The organism is Actinoplanes sp. NPDC023714, assembly GCF_040639855.1.
Taxonomy (GTDB): domain Bacteria; phylum Actinomycetota; class Actinomycetes; order Mycobacteriales; family Micromonosporaceae; genus Actinoplanes.
The window spans coordinates 344,159-364,194 of sequence record NZ_JBFAAR010000007.1; the positions used below are offsets into that span (position 1 = coordinate 344,159).

A 20,036-nucleotide genomic window follows, 5' to 3' on the forward strand; every position below is an offset into this window, starting at 1 on the left:
CTGGGTGGCCGCGCCCGGCTGGGTGGCCGCGCCCGGCTGGGTGGCCGCGCCCGGCTGGGTGGCCGCGCCCGGCTGGGTGGCCGCGCCCGGCTGGGTGGCCGCGCCCGGCTGGGTGGCCGCGCCCGGCTGGGTGACTGCGCCCGGCTGGGTGACTGCGCCCGGCTGGGTGGCTGCGCCGGGCTGGGCCGCTGGGCTGGTGGTCAGGACACGCGATAGCCGACTCCGGGCAGGGTTGTTATCGCCGGCGGTTCGCCCAGTTTGCGGCGGACGCGGCCCACCGTGACGGTGACCGTGTTGGTGAAGTGGTCGGCGTTCTCGTCCCACACCTTTTCCAATAGCGTCTCCGCACTGAGGAAGCCCGGGCTGGCCTGCAACAACTCGGCCAGCACCGCGAACTCCTTCACCGAGAGCGCGAGTCTCCTCCCATCTCGGAACACTGTCCGGCGTACCGGATCCAACTCGATTCCGGCCACTCGCAGCGTGCGTGGCCGGGCGTCGGGGCGACGCCGGGCGAGGGCCTGGATCCGGAGGATGAGCTCGGGGAAGTGGAACGGCTTCGACAGGTAGTCGTCCGCCCCGAGCGTGAGCCCGCTGACCCGGTCACCCGGCGCGCTGGCCGCCGTGAGCATCAGCACCATCGGCCGCTCCGCGCGGTCGGTGATCTGCTGGCAGAGCACGTCGCCGTGCAGCCCCGGCAGATCGCGATCAAGCACGACGACGTCATAGGGCGCGAGATCCAGTTTCTCCGCTGCGGCCAGCCCGTCGTACGCCACGTCGACGGCCATCCCGGTGTCGGTCAGCCCCTCCGTCACCACCTCGGCGAGGTCGTGATCGTCCTCCACGACGAGCACCCTCATGACGCCGCCAGGGTGGTCGTGACCCGGAGGCCGCCGCCGGCTCGCGCGGTCAGTCCGAGGTCGCCGCCGTGCGCCGCCGCCACGGCGGCCACGATGGACAGTCCGAGCCCCGACGAGCCGCCGCCCGCCCGGTCGTGCCGCGGACCGTCCCGTCTCAGTCGCTCGAACGGCTGGGTCAGGCGGTCCACCTCGTGCTGGTCGAGCCGTGGGCCGCCCGTCTCCACGGTCAGCACCACCGACTCCGCCCTCCCCGACGCCGCCGCGTCGGCACGGGACGCGCCGTTCGCGCTGCTGAGCCGGGTTGCCGTCACGCGGATCCAGCCGTGGGCTTCGTTGTGGCGTACGGCGTTGTCGATCAGGTTCTCGACGAGCCGGGTGAGCAGGGCGGGGCTGCCCCGGGTGGTGGTCGAGGGCGGGACTTCGATGTCGACGGTGAGGTGCTTCCCTCGTACGTCTGAATCTCGCTGTCTCAAAGCCGCAGCAATCAACTCACCCAGATCGACGGTGTCGGCGTCCGCAAGGACGCCGTGCTGGGCTCTCGCCAGGACCAGGAAACCGTCGAGGAGGTGATCGACGCGGTCGAGTTGCGTGCGCAGGCGGCCGGCCAGCGCCACGGTCGAGGGCGCGGCATCGGGTTTGGCCTCGGCGACGTCCAGTGAGGCGCGCATGGTCGCGAGCGGAGTGCGCAGCTCGTGGGAGGCGTTGGCGACGAACCGGCGCTGCGCGGTGAACGAGGCCTCGAGACGCTCCAGAAGGTCGTCGATGGTGTCGGCCAGCGCCTTCACCTCGTCGGCCGGACCGGCGACGGCCAGGCGACGGTCGAGGCTCTCCGCCGTGATGCGCCTGGTCGCCGTGGTGATGGTGCGCAGCGGCCGCAGCACGCGCCCGGCCAGGATGCGGCCGCTCACCAGTGAGACCGCCGCCATCATGAGCAGTGCCACCGCCGCGCTCTGCGCCAGCTGGCGATCATCCTGCACGGAGGGCGGCGCGATGGGGCTGCCGGTGGGCGCGACGCTGGTGACCCGGGTGCCGGCGAGCAGGAACGCCAGCGCCAGCAGAGTGGCGCCGGAGCCGAGGAACGCGGTGGCGTAGAGGATCGTGAAGCGGGCGCTCACGGTCCCGCCGCGGAGGCTGAACATGGCACCAGGATGCCCGGAGGGACATAACAGGGGCATGACAGAGTTTGTTCGGCTGGTGTCATGCCGGGGTGCGTACAAACGATCGGCATGAGGAAGAGGAGCATCGTCGCACTGGCCGTCGCGGTTCTCGCCGTCGTCGTGCCGGGTCTGCTCTCCGCGAGCGGGAGAGAGAAAGAAGGCGTCGCCGACCGGTTCTGGTTCCTGCATCGCGATGTCGGTCCGGAGGGGAGCCTCACCGTCCGGCTGACCGGGATGACGGGGACGATCACCTATCCACCTCCGGATCACGACGAGATCGTGTCCGGGCTGGTGCCCTGGGCCAAGGTGGGGATCATCGTGAAGGACGGCGTGCGCCGGGGCTCGCCCTACGCGGCCGTCATGATGACCGGCGACCACGGCGTCCGGTTCCAGCACGACTATCGCCATGACGTCGCCGGGCGGCCCGGTGGCGTCTCCGAGCAGGCGCCGCGATGGCTGCGGCTGACCCGCTCGGGTGAGACCGTGACCGGTTTCGAGTCGGCCGACGGCGAGCGGTGGGAGACGGTGGGCTCGGCCCGGATCGGCGGGCTGCCGGAGACGGCTCGGATCGGGCTCTTCGCCACCTCGCCCGGCGATCTCACCCTGCGTGGGGTGATGCTCGGCGGCGCGGTCGAGGAGGTCCGGTTCACGCAGGCCGTCGGCGTCTTCGACAACGTCAGCCCGGGCGGCCCGTGGCGCAGCGACGCGGTGGGCGAGATGAACCGGACCGACTGGGAGAGGTTCCATCGCGCGTCCGGGGCGGTCGAGGCGGGCGGGGTGATCACGGTCAGCGGCACGGGCGACATCGGCCCGCTCGGCGAGGACGGACCGCCCGCGTCCCGGTCGGCGCTGCTCGGCCTGCCGGTCGCGATCGTCGTCGTGCTGGTGGCCGCCGCTTCGGCGGCGCCGCCGGGCGTGCCGTCGTGGATCGGGTACGGCAGCCCGCGCGGCCGGCCCGACCGGCGTGGCGGGGGCGGGCGGGGTCTGCTCGCTCTCGCGGGCGCGAGTTTCCTCGCGGGCGCGAGTTTCCTCGCGGGCCTGATCGGGGTGGGTGTCGTCGTCCCGGTGCCCCGGGTGGCGATCGGCCTCGGGGTGGTGTTCGCGGCGTGTGCGGTCCTCGCGTGGCAGCTGCGGGTTCTGCTCCGGCGGCGCTGGGCGGCCGTGCTGGCCGGCGTGGTGCTGGTCGTCGTGCCCTACGCCGTCACCGCGGTCCCGCTGCTGCCCGACCCGCTCGCGCAGTGGCTGTTGCGGGTCACTCCGGCGGCGGGGTTCGCGGCCGGGCAGACCCTTGTCGCTTTCCCGCAGGTGACCGCGCACTACGCGCCCTCCGCCGGTTACTTCCCGCTGCCGTGGTGGGGTGGGCTGCTGGTGCTCTGCGCCTATCCGGTCCTTCTCGCCCTGATCCTCCGAAGACGACGGTCGCCGGGCCGGCCGCCGGCTGCCCGCCGGGCGTCTTCGCTCGACCGCTCGCCGAGACGCTCCGCGGATGGGTGACGACGACCCGGCGACCGGCTCCGGCCGATCGCCATCACCACCCGCTGTTCGATGACCCCGCCAGGACGCCGATCTCGGCGCGGGCGGCGTTGCCGGGCGGCCGCGGGCAAGCCCCGGTTCGCCCGGCACGTTGCCGCTTCACCAGGAACACGTCACCGACCGCTTCCGGCACTCATCACTGCCGGACCGGATGATCGCCTTCCCCAGAGGACGAGGCCCGCCAGCAGCATGGCGCCGCCCAGGGCGATCATCGCGAGGGCCACCGCCGTCCTGGCGCCGCCCTGCAAGTGGGAGGCGATGATCCAGCCACCGTCGACACCGAAGGCCACGACCATGACACCTTGCGGCATCACCGGAATCCAGCCCGCGGTCAGCAGGATCAGAGCCCAGGCCGTCGCCCGGTTCTCGCGGTACCAGTCGGCGTCCCACCTCATCGGGATCGCCTCGGTGGGCGGCCTGGTGCGCTGGCCGGCCGCGGCCAGCACCTCGGCGCCGTGCCGGCCGAGCCGATCGTCGGCCAGCCAGAGGCCGCCGTAACAGGCGGCTACGCCGCAGGCCACGCCGAGCAGCAGGGCCGGTCCGCGGAGGACGTCGGGGCCCCAGACCTGGAGGGCGAATGCGGGGGCCGCGGCGATGACTCCGGCTCCGGCGGCGACCAGGACGCTGACGATGTCGGTCGGGTTGTCGGCGGAGGTGGGGTGGCGCGGGTCGGCCACCGGGCGGATGCGGAGCAGGGCGATCCAGACCGGTACGGCGGTGCCCGCGCCGAGGACCGCCGGCAGGGCGGTGAAGGCGAGGAGGGCGCTGGTGCCGGGTGCCGCCAGGGCGCCGATCGTGGTGAGGAGGAGGCCGATCGGGGTGAAGAGGAGGAGCCAGGCGAGGGCGCGGCCGCGTACCTCGGCGCGCTCACCGTCCGGAGTGGTCAGTGGCATCCAGAGGGCGGTGCCGTCGAGGCCGGCCATGCCCGACGACATGGCGGCGCCCCAGAGGACGGCGAGCGGGCCGGCCCAGGGGAGGAGGAAGTCGATCTGGGCGAGGACGGGGAGGCCGGCGAGCAGGGCGCCGTAGACGACGGCGAAGGCGAGGTATTGCAGGCGCAGGGGATGGCGGAGCCAGGTGCGCAGTTCGCGGACGGCCACGGCGCGGGTCGGTGCCGGGAGTGCGAATCGGGTGGGTGGCGTGGTGGTGGCCGCCGGCGGGCCGGGGCGACCGGCTGGGGAAGGGGTGCCGGCGGCATCGGTGGCCGGGGAGGAGGCGCGCGCCAGGCGGGGGCGGAAGGGGAGACCTGTGCTGAGGACCCGGCGGACCAGGAGGTGGTAGGTGAGGAAGGCCAGGGCTACGAGCAGGAGCAGGCCGGTCAGCATCCGGGCCGCACGGTCGGGCGGGCCGGTGACTGCGGAGACGGGCCAGCTGCTGGGGACGTATTCGAGGGCTTGGACGACCTCGCCGGGTGGGCCTACGGCCAGGAGGAAGGTGACCCAGGGCGCCACGGCCCAGACCGAGCCCAGAACGCCCATCACGGCTCCGGTGAACGTGCCGGTCAGGAGGGCGCCTGCCGGGCCGCCGGCGTGGCCCACCGCTTCGAGGGCCACCGCCGAGCCGATCAGGCCGAACAGCCAGAGGAGGAGGGCGCCGAACGTTGTCAGGAGGAGGGAGTCCGGGCCGTACCGGGCGGCGTGGACCGGCAGAGCCGAGAGGGCCAGGAGGGAGACGGCGGGGCCGATTCCGACCGCTGAGGCGGCGAGGAGCCCGGTCGAGGCGGTGAGGCTGCCCACCGGTTCGAGGCGGAGGTGGGTGGGGCGGACCCGGCCGCGGCCGCCGCCGAGGAGCAGGGGCAGCACGATCCAGCCCAGGACCCAGCTGCCGGCCAGGATGGAGAGGGTGTGCTGGTCGCCGGTGTGGGCGTACCTGATCAGCCAGGCGGCCGCCACCAGGCCTGCCAGGCCGGCTACCGCGGGGCCGGGGTTCTCGCGGAGGGAGCGGCGGAGCATGGTCGCGCGCATCCGGGCGGGGACGGTGGCCTTGCTCAGCGCGGTGACCAGGGGGCCGGGTGAGAGCCGGGCCTGCTGAGAGCCGGGCGGGAAGGAGGCCGGTCGAGGAGCCGCGGAGGGCTGGGCTGGGGGCGACGCCGCGGGGTGGGGGTCGGGGGAGGGCTGGGCTGGGGGCGACGCCGTGGGGTGGGGGTCGGGGGAGGGCTGGGCTGGGGGCGACGCCGCGGGGTGGGGGTCGGGGGAGTGGGTCACCGGGGCTCGCTCGGGGTTGTCAGCCAGTCGAGGCCGGCTTCGCCTGTCTGGTCGGCTCCTACCAGTTCGACGAAGCGGTCCTCCAGGGGGCGGCCCGCTGACACCTCCGTGACGGGGCCGGCTGCCACGACGCGGCCCTGGTGGATGACCGTCACGTCGTCGCACATCTGCTCGACCAGGAGCATCGAGTGGGTGGAGAGGACCGTGGTGCCGCCGCCCTGGACGAAGCGTGCCAGGACCCGGCGGATGGTGGCCGCGGAGACCGGGTCGACGGCTTCGAAGGGCTCGTCGAGGATCAGCAGGCGCGGAGCGTGCAGGAGCGCCTGGGCCAGGCCGACCTTCTTGCGCGTGCCCGTCGAGCAGTCGGCGAGGGGTGTGCCGGCGGCCTTCGCCAGGCCGAGGACCTCGACGAGCTCGTCGACGCGGGCGGCCGCGGCACGGCGGGAGAGGCCGCGCAGGCCGGCGCTGTAGCGGAGCAGTTCCGCGCCGGTGAGACGTTCCGGCAGGTCGAGGCCGTCGGGGAGGACGCCGGTCAGGGCGCGGGCCGTGCCCCGGTCGCGCAGGGCGTCGTGGCCGAGGATGCGGATCGTGCCGGCGTCGGGGACGACCAGGCCCACCGCCATGCCGATGGTCGTGGACTTGCCGGCGCCGTTGGGGCCGACCATGCCGTGGAAGGTGCCGGCGCGGACGGTGAGATCGACCTCGTTCACCGCCCGGTACGTCCCGAAGGTCTTGACCAATCGGCGGATCTCGAGGGCGTTGATCGACACGCAGGTGACTGTACCGACCCTCTTCACATCGGTGGGGGTAGATGGCAGCGTGTCCACATGAGAAGGAGAAGCCCGTTCGTGATAGCTCTCGTCGCGGCTCTCGTAGCGGCCTCGGCGGGACCCGCCGGCGCGCACTCGAAGCCCGGCCTGGCCTACCTGAATCCCGGCGGCCAGCCCCGCCTGGTCGAGAAGGTCCCGGTCAACGTGGTCTTCGTCGGCTACGAGCAGTCGCAGGTCGCCAAGAGCGACTTCCTGGCCGAGCTGGCCCCGTCCTACGAGCCGGTGGTGCGATCCCGGCTGTCCTACGGCGTGACCGAGAAACTCGGCATCACCTACAAGTACGACTACAAAGTCAATTATGCTGATAAATCGTACGAAAATAGGTTTTTCGGGAAGCTGAGCAGCCTCGCCGAACCCGCCGCGCTCACCACCTACCAGCAGGCCTACAACGACCAGGCCAATAATGTGCTGGACATCGCGGACAACAACTTCATCGATGCGCCGAGCGTCGAGAAGTGGCTCGCCTTCAACCCGCCGAAGGGCGTCGACACCCGCCGCAACACGGTCTACTTCATCAACTGGTACGGCCGCTCCGACTTCAAGCACCACGTCTACACGAAGACCGGCGAGCCCGATCCGGACACCGGCTACGACTTCGGCGCGATCCGCGACTCCCGCAAGGTCATCGCGTGGGGTGGCACGACCGCCGACGACGAGGAGACCGGCCTGGGCGCGACCCGGCGGGTCTGGTTCCACGACCTGTCGGCCGGCCCCGAGTCGTGGACCAGCAACTACGACGTCGACAACCCGGACCTCGACGGCGACGGCGTGGTCGACTACCGGATGCCGCCGACCTGGGAGTACGCGGCTGACGGGTTCCGTAGCCCGGCCGCGCTGGCCGGCGACCTCGGCAAGATCACCCGGTACGTGGCGCTGAACCTGCTCTTCACCACGTCGCCGCTCTACCCGGTGGAGCTGCCGACGGCCGAGCCGCCGAAGACGCTGAACCTCGACGACAACACCTACGAGGGCTGGCCGGGCGTCGACGCGAGCGAGCAGTACACGACGCCGAGCCTGCTCAAGGCCGAGCTCGCCGAGCTGCGCTGGCGTAACAGGTTCAGCTACGACACGCAGGATCTTCCGTACGACGCGCGGGCCGAGGAGTGCTACCTGGGCCTGCTCGAGGACGTCTCCTGCTACCCCGGCAGCGGCTACCCGGCGTTCGCGAACCTCTACCTCTACAACCGCGAGAACCTGGACCGCGCGCTCGACGACCAGGGCAAGGTCGACTACGAGATCCCGCTGTTCAACTACGCGGTCGGCGAGGGGGTCGGCGTGCCGGCGCTCGGGTTCGCCGACGACGACTACACGACCGGCGACCAGTCCTACGTGTTCTCGTTCATCTCCCCGGAGGTGGTCGAGAGCGGCTACGGCCTGACCACCACGCAGATCCACGAGGTCGGCCACCACCTGGGCATGAGCCACCCGCACGACGGCTACGACAGCACGACCGGCGTCGCCTACGGCCCGGGCGGCGAGTTCTACTTCGTCAACGCCGGCGACGAGAACAACTCGATCATGAGCTACATCGACGTGAACTGGGACTTCAGCCAGTTCGACCGGGACAACAGCGACCGCTTCCTGACCGCCGCCTACTGGGAGGCCGCGAACCGGCTCGCCGCGACGGTGCCACAGGGCAAGGGCAAGACCGCTTTGCGTACGGCGGACGCTCTGCTCGGGCTCGCCTCCAAGGCTTTCGCGTCGCACGAATACCGGGCCGCCTACGCGCTCGCCGAGAAGGCGTACGACACGGTGTCCGGCATTCCGGGCGTCGACGGCGCGGGCGTGGCGAGCACCCTGAAGGCGGAGGCCGACGAGGCCCGGCGCACCACCGACGCGCACGACCCGCACGAGTTCATCGACACCCTGGTCCCGGAGAGCCCCCGAAGCCAGCCGTAACGGAAAAGAAGCAAAAGCGGGCAGGGGAGCCGGTGGGACACACCGGCTCCCTTCCCATGTGGCAAGATCCGTCACCATGCTCGACCCCGGCCGCCCATGGCGCTGATCCTCCGGCGCGCCGCCGCCGCCAAGGGCCTGCTGGCCGCCGGCGCGGCCGTCATGTTCATCGCCGCCCTGCTGCTGGCCGGCCTGACCGCGTACGCGGGCGCCGCCGCCGAGGCGGGCGTGCAGGCGGCCGTGGCGTCCGCCGCCCCGGCCGAGCGTTCCGTGCTGATCCGCGGGGCCGCCGCCGAGGGCCGCGACGATGCCGTCCGCAGGGCCTATGGCACCGCCACGGTGAGCAGCGCCTCCTACGCCTCGGGCTGGGCGATCGCCGACCCGGGCGCCGGGACGTCCCCCGATGCGAACGGCGTCGTCTACGCCGACGTGGTGAGCCTCGACGACCTTCCCGGGCACGCCGACCTGCGCGAAGGGCAGTGGCCGACCGGCAGGCAGGCGGCCCTCGCCGAACCGGTGGCCCAGCTGCTGGGGGTGTCCGCCGGCGACACCCTGCGCCTGGTGGACCGCCGCACCGACCGCATCGTCGCGATCGAGGTGTCCGGCGTCTGGCGCCCGAGGGACCAGGCCGACCCGTTCTGGCTGCTCCTGCCGGACGTCTTCGCCGGCCGCCTGCCGCAGACCTCGACGCACGGCCCGATCGTGGTGACCCGCGAGGCCTTCGACGACGGCTTCACCCAGGGCGCCTCAGCGGGCTGGCTGGCCCGGCCGGACTTGACCGGCGCGACCAGGGAGCTCGTCGCCCGTACGGCCGACGAGGCCGCCGCCGTCGGTGCGCGCCTGCCGGCGGAGACCGGGCTCGGCGCCTCGGCCACCATCACGACCGGGCTGCCGGCCCTCGCCGAACGGCTGGACCGCGCCGACCTGGTACGCCGATCCGCCCTGGTCACGCCGGTGCTCCTGCTGGCCGTCCTCGGCGGATACGCCCTCACCCTGGTGGCGCTGCTGCTCGGTGAGGCCCGCCGCCCGGAGACCGCCCTGCTGCGGGCCCGGGGCGCGTCCCGGCGGCAGCTGGCCGGGTTCGCCGCGGCGGAGGCGTTCGTGCTCGTGCTGCCGGCCGCCCTGATCGCCCCGCCGCTGGCGGTCCTGCTGGTGGGCCGGATCCCGATCCCCGGCACGACCCTGGAACCCGGGCTGACCGCCCCGGTGTGGCTGATCGCGGCCCTGGCGGCGGCCGGCGGCGTCCTGGCCCTGACCGTCCCGGCGCTGCGCAAGGCCGGCACCTACGTCACCGAGACGGCGGGCCGCGGCCGCCTCTCGATGTTCCGCAGAGCCGGCCTCGACGTCGTCGTGGTGGCGCTGGCCGTGCTCGGCTGGCTCCAGCTGCGACAGTACTCGTCTCCGGTCGGCGCGGGCTTCGGCGGCGTGGACCCGCTGCTCGCGGCCGCCCCGACGCTCGGCGTGCTGACCGGCGCGGTCCTCGCGGTACGCCTGCTGCCGCCGATCGCCCGGTTCGTGGCCGCCCGGCTCGGCCGCGGGGTCAGCCGCGCGGGGCTGCTCGGCACCTGGCAGGCCGGTCGCCGTACCCACGCCGGACCGATGGTGATGCTGGCCCTGGCGGTGGCCGCCGCGACGGTCTCGTGGACGCTGGCCGGCACCACCGAGGGCTCGATCCAGGACCAGGCGGAGCAGCGGGTCGGCGCGGATGTGCGGGTCGTCGAGGAGGGTGGTGCCGCCCCCGACGACCGGGAGCAGCAACTCCGGGCGCTGGCGGGGGTCCGCGAGGTGGTTCCGGCGTGGCGGGAGTCGGTCCCGCTGACCGCCGGCAGCGATCCGGCCGATCTCGTCGCGATCGACACGGCCGCGGCCAGGTCCGTGATGATCGCCCGGAAGGACGCGATGGGCGGCCCGCCCGGCAGGCTTCTGGACGCGTTGGCCCGTACCCATAAATCGGAGATATCCGAAAGGGAGCTCCGCCCTGGCGTGATCACGACGACCGGTGGTCCGGTGCGGACGTTCGCCGTGTTCAAGGACGGCCGCCGCCGAGATCTCGGAGTGAGCACCGACCGGAAGAAGTCCACGATCACCACCACGGAGCAGGGACTCGCCGGCTTCCTCGTCCAGGGACCACCGGACACCGATATCAGCTGGCGGATCACCGGACAGGAGGGCACGTGGTCGGCGATCACCCGCGGCGGCACCAGCCGGGTGGCCGATGACGACGGCGCGCTGCGCATGACCGGCGGCTTCGCGGTGACCCCGGCGCTGGTGCGCGAACCGGTGCCGGTCGCGATGACCCGGAACGCGTACACCGAGCTCAACGTCGAGCCCGGCCGGCCCGCTTTCATGTCGGTGAGTGGCGCGAGCGTGCCGATCCAGGTGGTCGCCGTGATCGATCGCGTGCCCGGGACCGGCGGGGGAGCGGCGATCCTGGCCGATCGACCGGCGCTCGACGCGTCCCTCTTCACCGCGTACGGCATCGCGCCGCGCACCTCCGAGTGGTGGATCAGCGGGAATCCGGCCGGCACCGCGGGTCTCGCCGGCGCCGAGATCCTCGACCGGCGGGAGCTGGCCCGGTCGGCGGCCGAGGACCCGTTCGGCGCGGGCGCCCGGGTGGCGTTGTTCCTCGCGGCGTTCGGCGCTGTCCTGCTCGCGGCCGCCGGCATCGCCGCCGACTCCCGCGCGACCGCCGCCCGCCGGGCCGGCGAGCTGGCGATCCTGCACACGCTCGGCGCCGGTCCCCGCCTGCTCGCCCGCTCGCTCGTCATCGAGCAGGCGTTCCTCGCCGGTGTCGGCGCGCTCACCGGTCTCGGCGTCGGCCTGCTGGTGGCCGGTGCGATGGCGCCGCTGCTGATCCTGACGCCGACCGCGGTCCGCCCGGTTCCGGTGCCGGTGCTCGACGTCGCCTGGCTCGCCACCACGGGCAGTGTCGCGTTGCTGGTGGCGATCGCGCTCGCGCTGAGCGCGAGCACCGCGGCCTCGGCGGCACGCAGGCTTCCGGCGGCGCGGTTGCGCTTGGGGGCAGACCGATGATCCTTGGCCGTGTACGGGCGTACGCCGGACACTTGGCGCTGCTCGCGGCACTCGTCGCGCTCGCCGCCTTCCTGGCGTCGGGGCCCGGCCGCCTCGCGAACGGCGCCACCGACGAGGGTCTGCGGGCCGACATCGCGAAGCTGGCGTACAGCTCCCGGGACCTCACGTTCCGCTGGACACCCGACCTGGAGCCGCAGCCGTTCGGCGGCCCGGACCGCAGCCGGCTGCTCGAGGAGATCCGCTCGGGCCTGCCCGCGCCGCTGCCCGCGCTGATCAGCGACGGCTGGTTCGCCGATCAGGTCGCCCCGGCGAACGCCGCGATCGCGGGGCAGTACCTCGCGGCCTGCCCGACACTGGTCGGGGTCCGTCGGCAGGTCAGCCTGCGTGGCGGCGAGATGACCCGGATCGTCGAGGGCCGCCTCCCGCGGTCGTCCCGGACCTCGGCCGAGGCGATCGTGGGCACCGACGAGGCGAAGGCCCTCGAGCTGAAGATCGGCGACTCGGTCACACTGAACACCAGGTCCGGCGTGGCCACGGTACGGGTGGTGGGCCGCTACGACCCCGTCGACCCGGCATCGCCGTTCTGGGACGACATGCGCCTGGCCCGGGTCGCCTGCCCGTCGGCGGACGAGGACACCCGGTACCGCGCGACCCTGCTCACCGATCTCGCCGGGGCCGAACGGGTCCGCGCCGATGCCAAGGAGCTGAACCAGACCTGGCGCTACCGGATCGACGAGCGGCGTCTCACCGCCGACCAGGTCACCGCGCTCACCACGGCGGTGGCCGAGGCCCGCCGGCACCCGCCGGAGAACACCGGCTTCCAGAGCGGCGTCGACACCACGCTCGCCGAGTTCGAGAAGCGGCTGCGCTCGGTCCAGGCCGTCCTCGCCGTGATCAGGGCCGGCATCCTCGCCACCATGGCCGGGCTCATCCTGCTGGCCGCCCGGCTCGCCGCCGACCGGCGGCGCGGCGAGTACGCGCTGATCCGCGCCCGGGGCGGCTCGGTGTTCGCGATCGCCGGCCGGACCGTCGCCGAGACCCTGGTCGTCGTGCTGCCGGCGGCCCTGCTCGGCCGGCTGGCCGGGACACTGGTCCCCGGCCGCGCCGACACCGGGGAGCCGCTGCTCATCGTCGGTTTCGCCCTGCTCGGCCTGCTGGCGCCGGCCGTGCTGGCGGCGGCCGGGGCACGCCGCCCCGACTTCACCGGCCACCGGCGGGACCTGACCGCCGGCCGGCCTTCGCCCCGCCGGATCACGTTCGAGGTGTTCCTGATCGCGCTGGCGGCCGGTGGCGCCTACCTGGTCCGGCAGCGGGGCATCGACGCCGGGGCGGGCGTCGACCCGTACCTGGTCGCCGTGCCGGTGCTGCTCGCCGTCGCCGCCTCGCTGATCGCGCTGCGGCTCATCCCGTACCCGCTACGGGTGGCCGGCCGGCTCGCCGCCCGGGCCCGCGGCGCGGTCGCCTTCCTCGGGCTGGCCGGCGCCGGGCGGGGCGCGCCGCTGCGGTCCTGGCCGCTCAGCGTGCTGGTCGTGGCGATCGCGACGGGCATCTTCGCCGGAACCGTCGCCACCACGGTGAGCCATGGCCGGGACCGCGCCGCCGACCTGGCGGTGCCCGCCGACGCCGTGGTCACCGGCTTCTCGTTCGCCGTCGACACGCCGGCGACGATCGCCGGGCTGCCGGGCGTCGAGAGGGCCACGCCGTTGCTGCTGGTGTCGGCTGCCGAGGTACGCCCCGCGCAGAGCACGCTGATCGCCCAGGTCCAGGCGATGGTCGTGGACCCGGCTTCCGGGCTGGACCTGCCGGCCGGCTTCACGACCGCGCCGAGGTCGGACGTCGTGCCGGCCATCGTCTCGCCGCGGCTGGCCCAGCGGGTGGGCCAGGGCGGCGCCGTCGACATCCAGGGACGCCGGTACGAGTTCACGGTCGCCGCCGTCCAGGACACCGCGCCGGGGCTGAGCACCGCGGTCCGCGAGTTCATCGTGCTGCCGAGCCAGGCCATGCCGGTGCCGGACTTCCAGCCGCTCGTCCCCAACCGGATCCTCGTCGACGGCAGTGGCTGGGACGCCGCCACCGTGCGTGAGGTAGCCGACGAGGGGCAGAAGGCGCAGACGTTGAAGGCCACCGGCCGGGAGGTCGACGCGTTCGAGCTGAACATGCCGGCCACCGTCACCACCCGCGAGGCCTACCGGAGCTCGCTCGACGAACGCGGCGTCGACGGGGTCCTGAGCCTCACCTTCGTGGCCGGTCTCGTGTCGGCGGCCGCGCTCGCCCTGCTCGCCGTGGCGCTGACCGTGCTGGCCGGCGCGCCCGCCCGCGGCCGGACCCTGTCCCGCCTGCGCACCCTGGGGCTGTCCACCGGGCAGGGGCGGCGGCTGCTCGTGTACGAGCTCGTACCGTTGCTCGGGGTCGCCGTCCTCGCCGGCGCCCTGGCCGGGGCCGCGCTGCCCGCGATCATCGCGCCGGCGCTGGGCCTCGACGACTTCACCGCCGGAGTGCCCGCCGACGTCAGCGCCGACCCGTGGCTCGCCGCCGGGGTCCTGGCCGTCACGGTCCTCGCCGTGATCGCCGCCCTGGTCGTCGAGGACGTCGCCAACCGCCGCCTGCGCCTCGGCTCGGTGCTGCGGCTCGGAGAGGAGCAGTCATGAGCTTGGCCGACCTGGAGTCGCGGGCCGCCGAACGGGCCGCGGCCCGTGCTGGAGGCGCCGACCGGCTCAGCGGGCACATCGTCTGCGACGGGCTGGTGCGGATCTTCCGTACCGAAGGTGTTGAGGTTGTGGCTCTTCAAGGTCTTGATCTCGTCGTCGATCGGGGCGAGCTGCTCGCGGTCGTCGGCGCGTCCGGATCCGGCAAGTCGACCATGCTCAACATCCTCTCCGGCCTCGACGAGCCCACCGCCGGAGTGGCCCGGGTGGCCGGGTACGACCTGCTCGGCATGAACGCGCGCAAACGCCTCGAGTACCGCCGGAAGATCGTCGGGTTCGTGTGGCAGCAGACCGCGCGGAACCTGCTGCCCTACCTGTCGGCCCGGGAGAACGTCGAGCTGCCGATGAGACTGGCCGGCGCCCGCCGCCGGGAACGCGCCGGCGAGCTCCTGGAGATGGTCGGCCTGGCCCACCGCGCCGGCAACCGCCCGGCCCAGATGAGCGGCGGCGAGCAGCAGCGGTGCGCCGTGGCGGTGGCCCTCGCCAACGACCCGGAGGTGCTCTTCGCCGACGAGCCCACCGGCGAGCTCGACGAGGCCACCGCCGACGAGGTCTTCGGCGCGCTGCGCACCGTCAACGCCGAACTGGGCGTCACCGTCGTGGTGGTCACCCACGACATGAACGTCGCCGGCCAGGTGCGCCGCGCGGTCGCCATCCGGGACGGCAAGACCGCTTCCGAGGTACGACGTTCCGCGCGCATCGCGGCCGACGGCTCCGAGGAGCACGTCTCGGAGGAGTACGCGGTCCTCGACCGGGCCGGTCGCCTGCAGTTGCCGGCCGCTTTCGTGGAGGCCCTGAGCCTGCGCGACCGAGTGCGGCTGGACCTGGAGCCCGACCACGTGGAAGTCCGTCCCGATCAGCCGGGGGAGCAGCAGCGGTGAGCGACGTCGTCGAGGTGGCCGGGCTCGGCCGGGAGTTCGGCTCGGGGGACCGGACCGTGCACGCGCTCAGCGACGTGTCGTTCACGGTCGCCAAGGGTGAGCTGATCGCGGTCCGGGGTCGCTCCGGCGCCGGCAAGACCACCCTGCTCAACCTGATCGGCGGCCTCGACCGCCCGACCACCGGAACCATCACGGTGGCCGGCCGCCCGGTCACCGGCGCCGGCGAGCAGGAGCTGCTGGAGCTGCGCCGCGACGTGATCGGGTTCGTCTTCCAGTCGTTCGGCCTCATCCCGATCCTGACCGCGGCCGAGAACGTCAGCGTCCCGATGCGCCTCACCAGGCGCCGCCCCGCCGACCGTGACGAACGGGTCGCGGTGCTCCTCGAGCTCGTCGGCCTCGGCGGCCAGGCCGCCCAGCGTCCCGGCGAACTCTCCGGCGGCCAGCAGCAGCGCGTCGCCGTCGCCCGCGCCCTGGCCAACGACCCCGAACTCCTGATCGCCGACGAGCCGACCGGCCAGCTCGACTCGGACACCGGCCGCGCCATCATGGACCTGTTGCGCGCCGTCGTCGACGCCCGCGGCATGACCGCTCTCGTCGCCACCCACGACCCGGCCCTGATGGACCGCGCCGACCGCGTCATCACCCTGCGGGACGGCCGCCTCGCCTGACTACAGCTCACACAGCCGGGCGCCCGAGCGCATCTCGCCGAGGTAGAACCGGACGGCCGAGGAGGCGACGCCACTCGCGGCGGCCACCTCGGAGACGGTCAGGACGAACGGCAGTGCTGCGACGCTCATGGGTGCCTCCTTGACTTCAACATATGTTGAACGCTGACGCTGGGCCACATGACGACGACTAGTCTGCCCTCCGAGCCCGCGGCGACCGGGGAGCGGCCGGCCGACCCGCTGCGGATCGTGGTGATCAGCGGGAGCGTGCGGAACCAGCGGATGGGCCGCGCGATCAGCGAATGGGCGGCTTTCCGGGCGGCCGCGGGCGGCGCTGCCGAACTGGACCTGATCGACTGCGCCGACTGTGCGCTCCCGGACGACGCCGATCTGCGGCCCGGCGGCGGCTCCGGCTCACCGGTCGCCGAGCGGATCGACGCGGCCGATGCGTTCGTGCTGGTCACGCCGGAGTACAACCACAGCTACCCGGCCGCTCTGAAGCGACTCATCGACTGGCACTACCGGGAGTGGATGTTCAAACCGGCCACCGTGGTGTCCTACGGCGTCCAGGGCGGCCTGCTCGCCACCGAGCACCTGCGGGGCGTCCTCGCGGAGCTGCACATGGTCACGACCCGGCGGGTGGTCGGTCTGCGGCAGCCGTGGAACGATCTCGGCCCGGCCGGTTACACCGCGCCGGACGGGGTGGACGCCGCCTTCGACGCGGCGGTCGGTGAGCTCACCTGGTGGGGGAGCCTGCTGCGGACGGCCCGCCGCGAGCGCCCCTTCGCACGATGAGGCCGGTACGGGCCCTCGGGCTCACCCTCGCGCTCGGCGGCCTCATGGTCGTCGTCGACACGACCGTCACCGTGGTGGCGGTGCCGGCCATCGTGGCCGGGCTGGACGCGCCGCTCGCGGCGGCGCAGTGGGTCACCACCGGGTATCTGCTCGGGCTCGTCGCGGTGATCCCGCTGAGTGGCTGGGCGTCGTCCCGGTTCGGCGCCCGCCGGGTCTACCTGACCGCGCTGCTGGTGTTCACGGTCTTCTCCGCGTGCGCCGGCCTGGCCTGGAGCGTCGCCTCCCTCGCCGTCTTCCGGTTCCTCCAGGGTCTCGGCGGCGGGCTGCTCAACCCGGTCGGCCAGGCGATCGGGCTGCGGGCCGTCCCGCGGGAGCAGCGCGGCCGGCTGATGAGCCTGCTGGTGCTGCCCCTGGTGATCGGCCCGGTGTTCGGGCCGCCGCTGGCCGGCTGGCTGATCTCGTCGGCGTCGTGGCGCTGGATCTTCCTGATCAACATCCCGCTCGGCCTGGTCGCGGTCGCGGTGTGCGCCCGTCTCCTGCCCCGCTCGGTCCCGTCCGCGGAGACGCCGGGCGTCGATTGGCCGGGTCTCATGGGGCTCTCCGGCGGTGCGATCCTTCTCGTGTACGGCGGAACGCTCCTCGATCGCCCCGGCACCCCCGTATCCACGGCCGTCCTGGTTCTGACCGCCGGCCTGGTCCTGCTGGCGTCGTTCGTCCGGCGGGCCCGGCGGGTGGCGGAGCCGATCGTCGACCTGGGTCTGCTGTCCCGGCCACTGCTGCGGGCCGGTCTCGGGGTGCTGGCCACGTTCGCCGCCGGCTACTTCGGGTCGATGGCGGTGCTGCCCCTGTACGTCCAGGCCGTCAACGGCGACCCGGCCTCCCTGGTCGGCGTGCTGGCGCTGCCCCAGGCCGTGGCGGTCGGGCTGGTCGCCCAGGTCGCGACCCGCCTGGTCGACCGGGTGCCGCCCCGCCGCATCGTCCTGACCGGAACCTCGCTGGGCCTGCTCGGCGGCGCCGGTCTCGCGGCGGCGATGATGACCGGCGCCGGATACCCGTGGATCGTGGCGGCCTGGGTGGTCCTCAGCGCCGGATCCGGCGCCACCCTGATGCCGACCATGACGATCGCGCTGCGCGACCTGGAGAACGCCACCACGCCGAAGGGCACGAGCCTCTTCGCCCTGTCGTCCCAGCTGTCCGCGGCCGTGGGCGGCGCCGCCGTGGCGGTCCTGCTCGGCGCGCTGGTGACGGCGCACGTCCCGGACGGCGTGGCGGGGATGCTCGCGCTCGACCCGGCGGCCCGGGATGCGCTGCGCCCGGACCTGGCCCTGGCGGTCGGCGGCGCCTTCCTGCTGCCGGTGGCGCTGCTGGCCGTGAGCGCGACGATCGCCGTCCGATCGCTGCGCCCGGCCCCGGATCCGGTGCGGGCCGGCGTCCCGGCAACCGGTGGGTGACCCGCTGGTGCCGCCAGGCGCCGGAAGAGCGGTGCTTCCGGCGTACCGGGAAAAGAGGGTGGGAAAGGCGAAGGCCGCGCCCCCGGGCGGGTGGCGCGGCCTTCGGTGGAGCTCGGGCGTCAGCCCTTGACGCTACCGGCCAGGAGGCCGCGGACGAAGTAGCGCTGGAGCAGCAGGAACACCGTCACCGGGACGATGATCGAGACGAAGGCGCCCGCGGAGAGCAGGTGCCAGGCCGTGCCGCGGGTGCCGCTCAGGTTGGACAGCTGGACGGTGATCGGGGAGATCTCCGGCGCGCCGGCGAACGTGAGCGAGATCAGCAGGTCGTTCCAGACCCAGAGGAACTGGAAGATGCCGAACGCGGCGAGGGCCGGGGTGAGCAGCGGCAGCAGCACCCGGAAGAAGATCGCCACGTGTCCCGCACCGTCCATCCGTGCCGCCTCGATCAGGCTGGACGGCACCTCCTTGATGAAGTTGTGCAGGATGTAGATCGCCAGCGGCAGCGCGAACGCCGAGTGGGACAGCCAGAGCGTCCAGAAGGTGTTCGCGATCCCCATGTCGACGTAGAGCGTCAGCAGCGGGATCAGGGTGACCTGCAGCGGCACGATCTGCAGGGCGAAGATCGCGATGAACAGGAAGTTCTTACCCGGGAAGTTCATCCAGGCGAACGCGTACGCCGCGAGCGACGCCAGGCAGAGCGGGATGATCACCGACGGCAGCGTGATGACGATCGTGTTCAGGAAGAAGTTCGCCAGGTTGATGCTGTCCGGGTCGAAGACCGCCTGGTAGTTCTCGAACGTCACCTTCGGGTCGGAGAAGAACGTCCACCAGCCGGTCGTCTTGATCGCCCGCTCCGGCCGGAACGAGGAGACCAGCAGACCGAACGTGGGAAGCGTCCACAGCACCGCGATGACCAGCGCGACGAGCGACGCCCACGGCGAGGTGAGCTTCTTCTTCGCCTTCGCCGCCGCGGAGACCTTCTCCGGGGTGACCGATGGCGTGGTGGTGATTGGGGTGACGGTGGTCATCACGCCTCCGAACGGCGAAGCTGCCGGATGTTGTAGACGACGATCGGGATCACGAGGACGAACAGCACGACCGCGAGCGCGGCGCCGAGACCCTGGTTGGCGCTGCGGAAGCTCTGGCTGTAGAACTCGTTGGCGATCACGCTCGTGTCGAAGCGGCCGCCGGTCATCGTCTGCACGATGTCGAAGACCTTGAGCGTGGCGATCGCGATGGTCGTCAGCACGACCACCACCGCCGGGCGGATCGCCGGCAGCGTCACGAAGCGGAACATGCCCCACGGGGTGACGCCGTCGAGGCGGGCGGCCTCCACGATGTCGTCCGGGATCGCCTTGATCGCGGCCGACAGCACGGTCATCGCGAAGCCGGCCTGGACCCAGATCATCACGATGATGAGCAGGAAGGTGTTCAGCGGCGAGTCGATCAGCAGCTGGACCGGCTTGCCGCCGAGCCAGACGATGACCTGGTTGACCAGGCCGATCTGCTTCACGTTGCCCTGGTCGGGGCGGTACTCGTACATGAACTTCCAGATCACCGACGCGGCGACGAAGGAGATCGACATGGGCAGGAAGATCAGAGCCTTGGCGAACGACTCCATCCGCGCCTTGTCGACCAGGATGGCGTAGAGCAGGCCCACGCCGGTCGCCACGAACGGCGTCAGGAGCACCCAGAACGCCGTGTTCCGGAGCACGACGAGCTGCTCCGAGTCGGTGAAGATGGTCTTGTAGTTGTCGATCCCGATGAACGCATCACCTGCGGCGTTGAAGAACGACTCGTAGATGGTGCGAAGACCGGGGTAGAGGAGGCCCACGCTGAGCATCAGCACGACGGGGGCCAGGTAGAGGTACGCGACGAACTTGTCGCGTTTGCCGGTGAAACGACCGGCGATGAACAGGATCACCCCGACGACGGCGGCGAACAACAGGATCGCCGCGAACATCTGCACGAGCTTGTCGGCGGTGGTGGAGGCGGTGGTGAACACTCTGCCCGTTCCTCCCTGGGCGGC

Annotated in this window: 16 protein-coding genes; 9 read left to right on the forward strand and 7 right to left on the reverse strand. The window is 72.8% G+C overall.

What is annotated here, in order from left to right; translation table 11 throughout:
- Positions 1–216, forward strand: a 216-nt coding sequence (locus tag AB0G10_RS29595; protein WP_360928795.1) for a hypothetical protein, incomplete at its 5' end; no start/stop codon positions are given.
- Here the strand turns inward: AB0G10_RS29595 and AB0G10_RS29600 are convergent.
- A complete protein-coding gene (locus AB0G10_RS29600; RefSeq protein ID WP_360928798.1) occupies positions 201–857 on the reverse strand; it encodes a response regulator transcription factor in 657 nt (218 codons plus the stop codon). The genes AB0G10_RS29595 and AB0G10_RS29600 overlap by 16 nt on opposite strands.
- The gene (locus AB0G10_RS29605) at positions 854–1,996 is read right to left on the reverse strand and encodes a HAMP domain-containing sensor histidine kinase (protein ID WP_360928801.1); all 1,143 of its coding nucleotides are present in this window, start codon (positions 1,994–1,996) and stop codon (positions 854–856) included. Before AB0G10_RS29605 ends, AB0G10_RS29600 begins: the two co-directional genes overlap by 4 nt.
- Positions 1,997–2,083: 87 nt before the next feature.
- On the opposite strand from AB0G10_RS29605, the gene AB0G10_RS29610 reads away from it, so the two are divergent.
- A complete protein-coding gene (locus AB0G10_RS29610; RefSeq protein WP_360928804.1) occupies positions 2,084–3,508 on the forward strand; it encodes a hypothetical protein in 1,425 nt (474 codons plus the stop codon).
- Between the two features lie 152 nt (positions 3,509–3,660).
- On the opposite strand, the gene AB0G10_RS29615 is transcribed toward AB0G10_RS29610, so the two are convergent.
- Complete coding sequence (locus AB0G10_RS29615) at positions 3,661–5,751, reverse strand: hypothetical protein (protein ID WP_360928807.1); 2,091 nt, start codon at positions 5,749–5,751, stop codon at positions 3,661–3,663.
- Complete coding sequence (locus AB0G10_RS29620) at positions 5,748–6,521, reverse strand: ABC transporter ATP-binding protein (RefSeq protein WP_360928810.1); 774 nt, start codon at positions 6,519–6,521, stop codon at positions 5,748–5,750. The genes AB0G10_RS29615 and AB0G10_RS29620 overlap by 4 nt, the downstream gene beginning before the upstream one ends.
- Before the next feature lie 57 nt (positions 6,522–6,578).
- On the opposite strand from AB0G10_RS29620, the gene AB0G10_RS29625 reads away from it, so the two are divergent.
- The 5 genes from AB0G10_RS29625 (at position 6,579) to AB0G10_RS29645 (ending at position 15,764) form a co-directional block, all read left to right on the forward strand.
- Positions 6,579–8,480 carry a hypothetical protein gene (locus AB0G10_RS29625; RefSeq protein WP_360928813.1) on the forward strand — a complete coding sequence of 634 codons (1,902 nt, stop codon included), beginning with the start codon at positions 6,579–6,581 and terminating at the stop codon, positions 8,478–8,480.
- Between the two features lie 96 nt (positions 8,481–8,576).
- Positions 8,577–11,510: an FtsX-like permease family protein gene (locus AB0G10_RS29630; RefSeq protein ID WP_360928816.1), complete on the forward strand. Its 2,934-nt coding sequence runs from the start codon at positions 8,577–8,579 to the stop codon at positions 11,508–11,510.
- Entirely contained in the window at positions 11,507–14,158 is a 2,652-nt protein-coding gene (locus AB0G10_RS29635; RefSeq protein ID WP_360928819.1) for an FtsX-like permease family protein, read from the forward strand. Before AB0G10_RS29630 ends, AB0G10_RS29635 begins: the two co-directional genes overlap by 4 nt.
- Positions 14,155–15,096 (forward strand): ABC transporter ATP-binding protein, encoded by a 942-nt coding sequence (locus tag AB0G10_RS29640; RefSeq protein WP_360928821.1) that lies wholly within the window; start codon positions 14,155–14,157, stop codon positions 15,094–15,096. Before AB0G10_RS29635 ends, AB0G10_RS29640 begins: the two co-directional genes overlap by 4 nt.
- A complete protein-coding gene (locus AB0G10_RS29645) occupies positions 15,093–15,764 on the forward strand; it encodes an ABC transporter ATP-binding protein (RefSeq protein ID WP_360928824.1) in 672 nt (223 codons plus the stop codon). The genes AB0G10_RS29640 and AB0G10_RS29645 overlap by 4 nt, the downstream gene beginning before the upstream one ends.
- Here the strand turns inward: AB0G10_RS29645 and AB0G10_RS29650 are convergent, their stop codons facing one another.
- Positions 15,765–15,893 (reverse strand): hypothetical protein, encoded by a 129-nt coding sequence (locus tag AB0G10_RS29650; RefSeq protein WP_360928827.1) that lies wholly within the window; start codon positions 15,891–15,893, stop codon positions 15,765–15,767. It lies immediately after the preceding gene.
- A gap of 48 nt (positions 15,894–15,941) precedes the next feature.
- On the opposite strand from AB0G10_RS29650, the gene AB0G10_RS29655 reads away from it, so the two are divergent.
- Both AB0G10_RS29655 and AB0G10_RS29660 read left to right on the forward strand, forming a co-directional pair.
- On the forward strand, positions 15,942–16,556 hold the full coding sequence (locus AB0G10_RS29655) for an NAD(P)H-dependent oxidoreductase (protein WP_360928830.1): 615 nt from the start codon (positions 15,942–15,944) through the stop codon (positions 16,554–16,556).
- Positions 16,553–18,007 (forward strand): DHA2 family efflux MFS transporter permease subunit, encoded by a 1,455-nt coding sequence (locus AB0G10_RS29660; protein WP_360928833.1) that lies wholly within the window; start codon positions 16,553–16,555, stop codon positions 18,005–18,007. The genes AB0G10_RS29655 and AB0G10_RS29660 overlap by 4 nt, the downstream gene beginning before the upstream one ends.
- Before the next feature lie 119 nt (positions 18,008–18,126).
- Here AB0G10_RS29660 and AB0G10_RS29665 read toward each other — a convergent pair whose 3' ends face one another.
- Complete coding sequence (locus AB0G10_RS29665; RefSeq protein WP_360928836.1) at positions 18,127–19,035, reverse strand: carbohydrate ABC transporter permease; 909 nt, start codon at positions 19,033–19,035, stop codon at positions 18,127–18,129.
- Positions 19,035–20,012 carry a sugar ABC transporter permease gene (locus tag AB0G10_RS29670; protein WP_360928839.1) on the reverse strand — a complete coding sequence of 326 codons (978 nt, stop codon included), beginning with the start codon at positions 20,010–20,012 and terminating at the stop codon, positions 19,035–19,037. The genes AB0G10_RS29665 and AB0G10_RS29670 overlap by 1 nt, the downstream gene beginning before the upstream one ends.
- Positions 20,013–20,036: the final 24 nt, after the last annotated feature.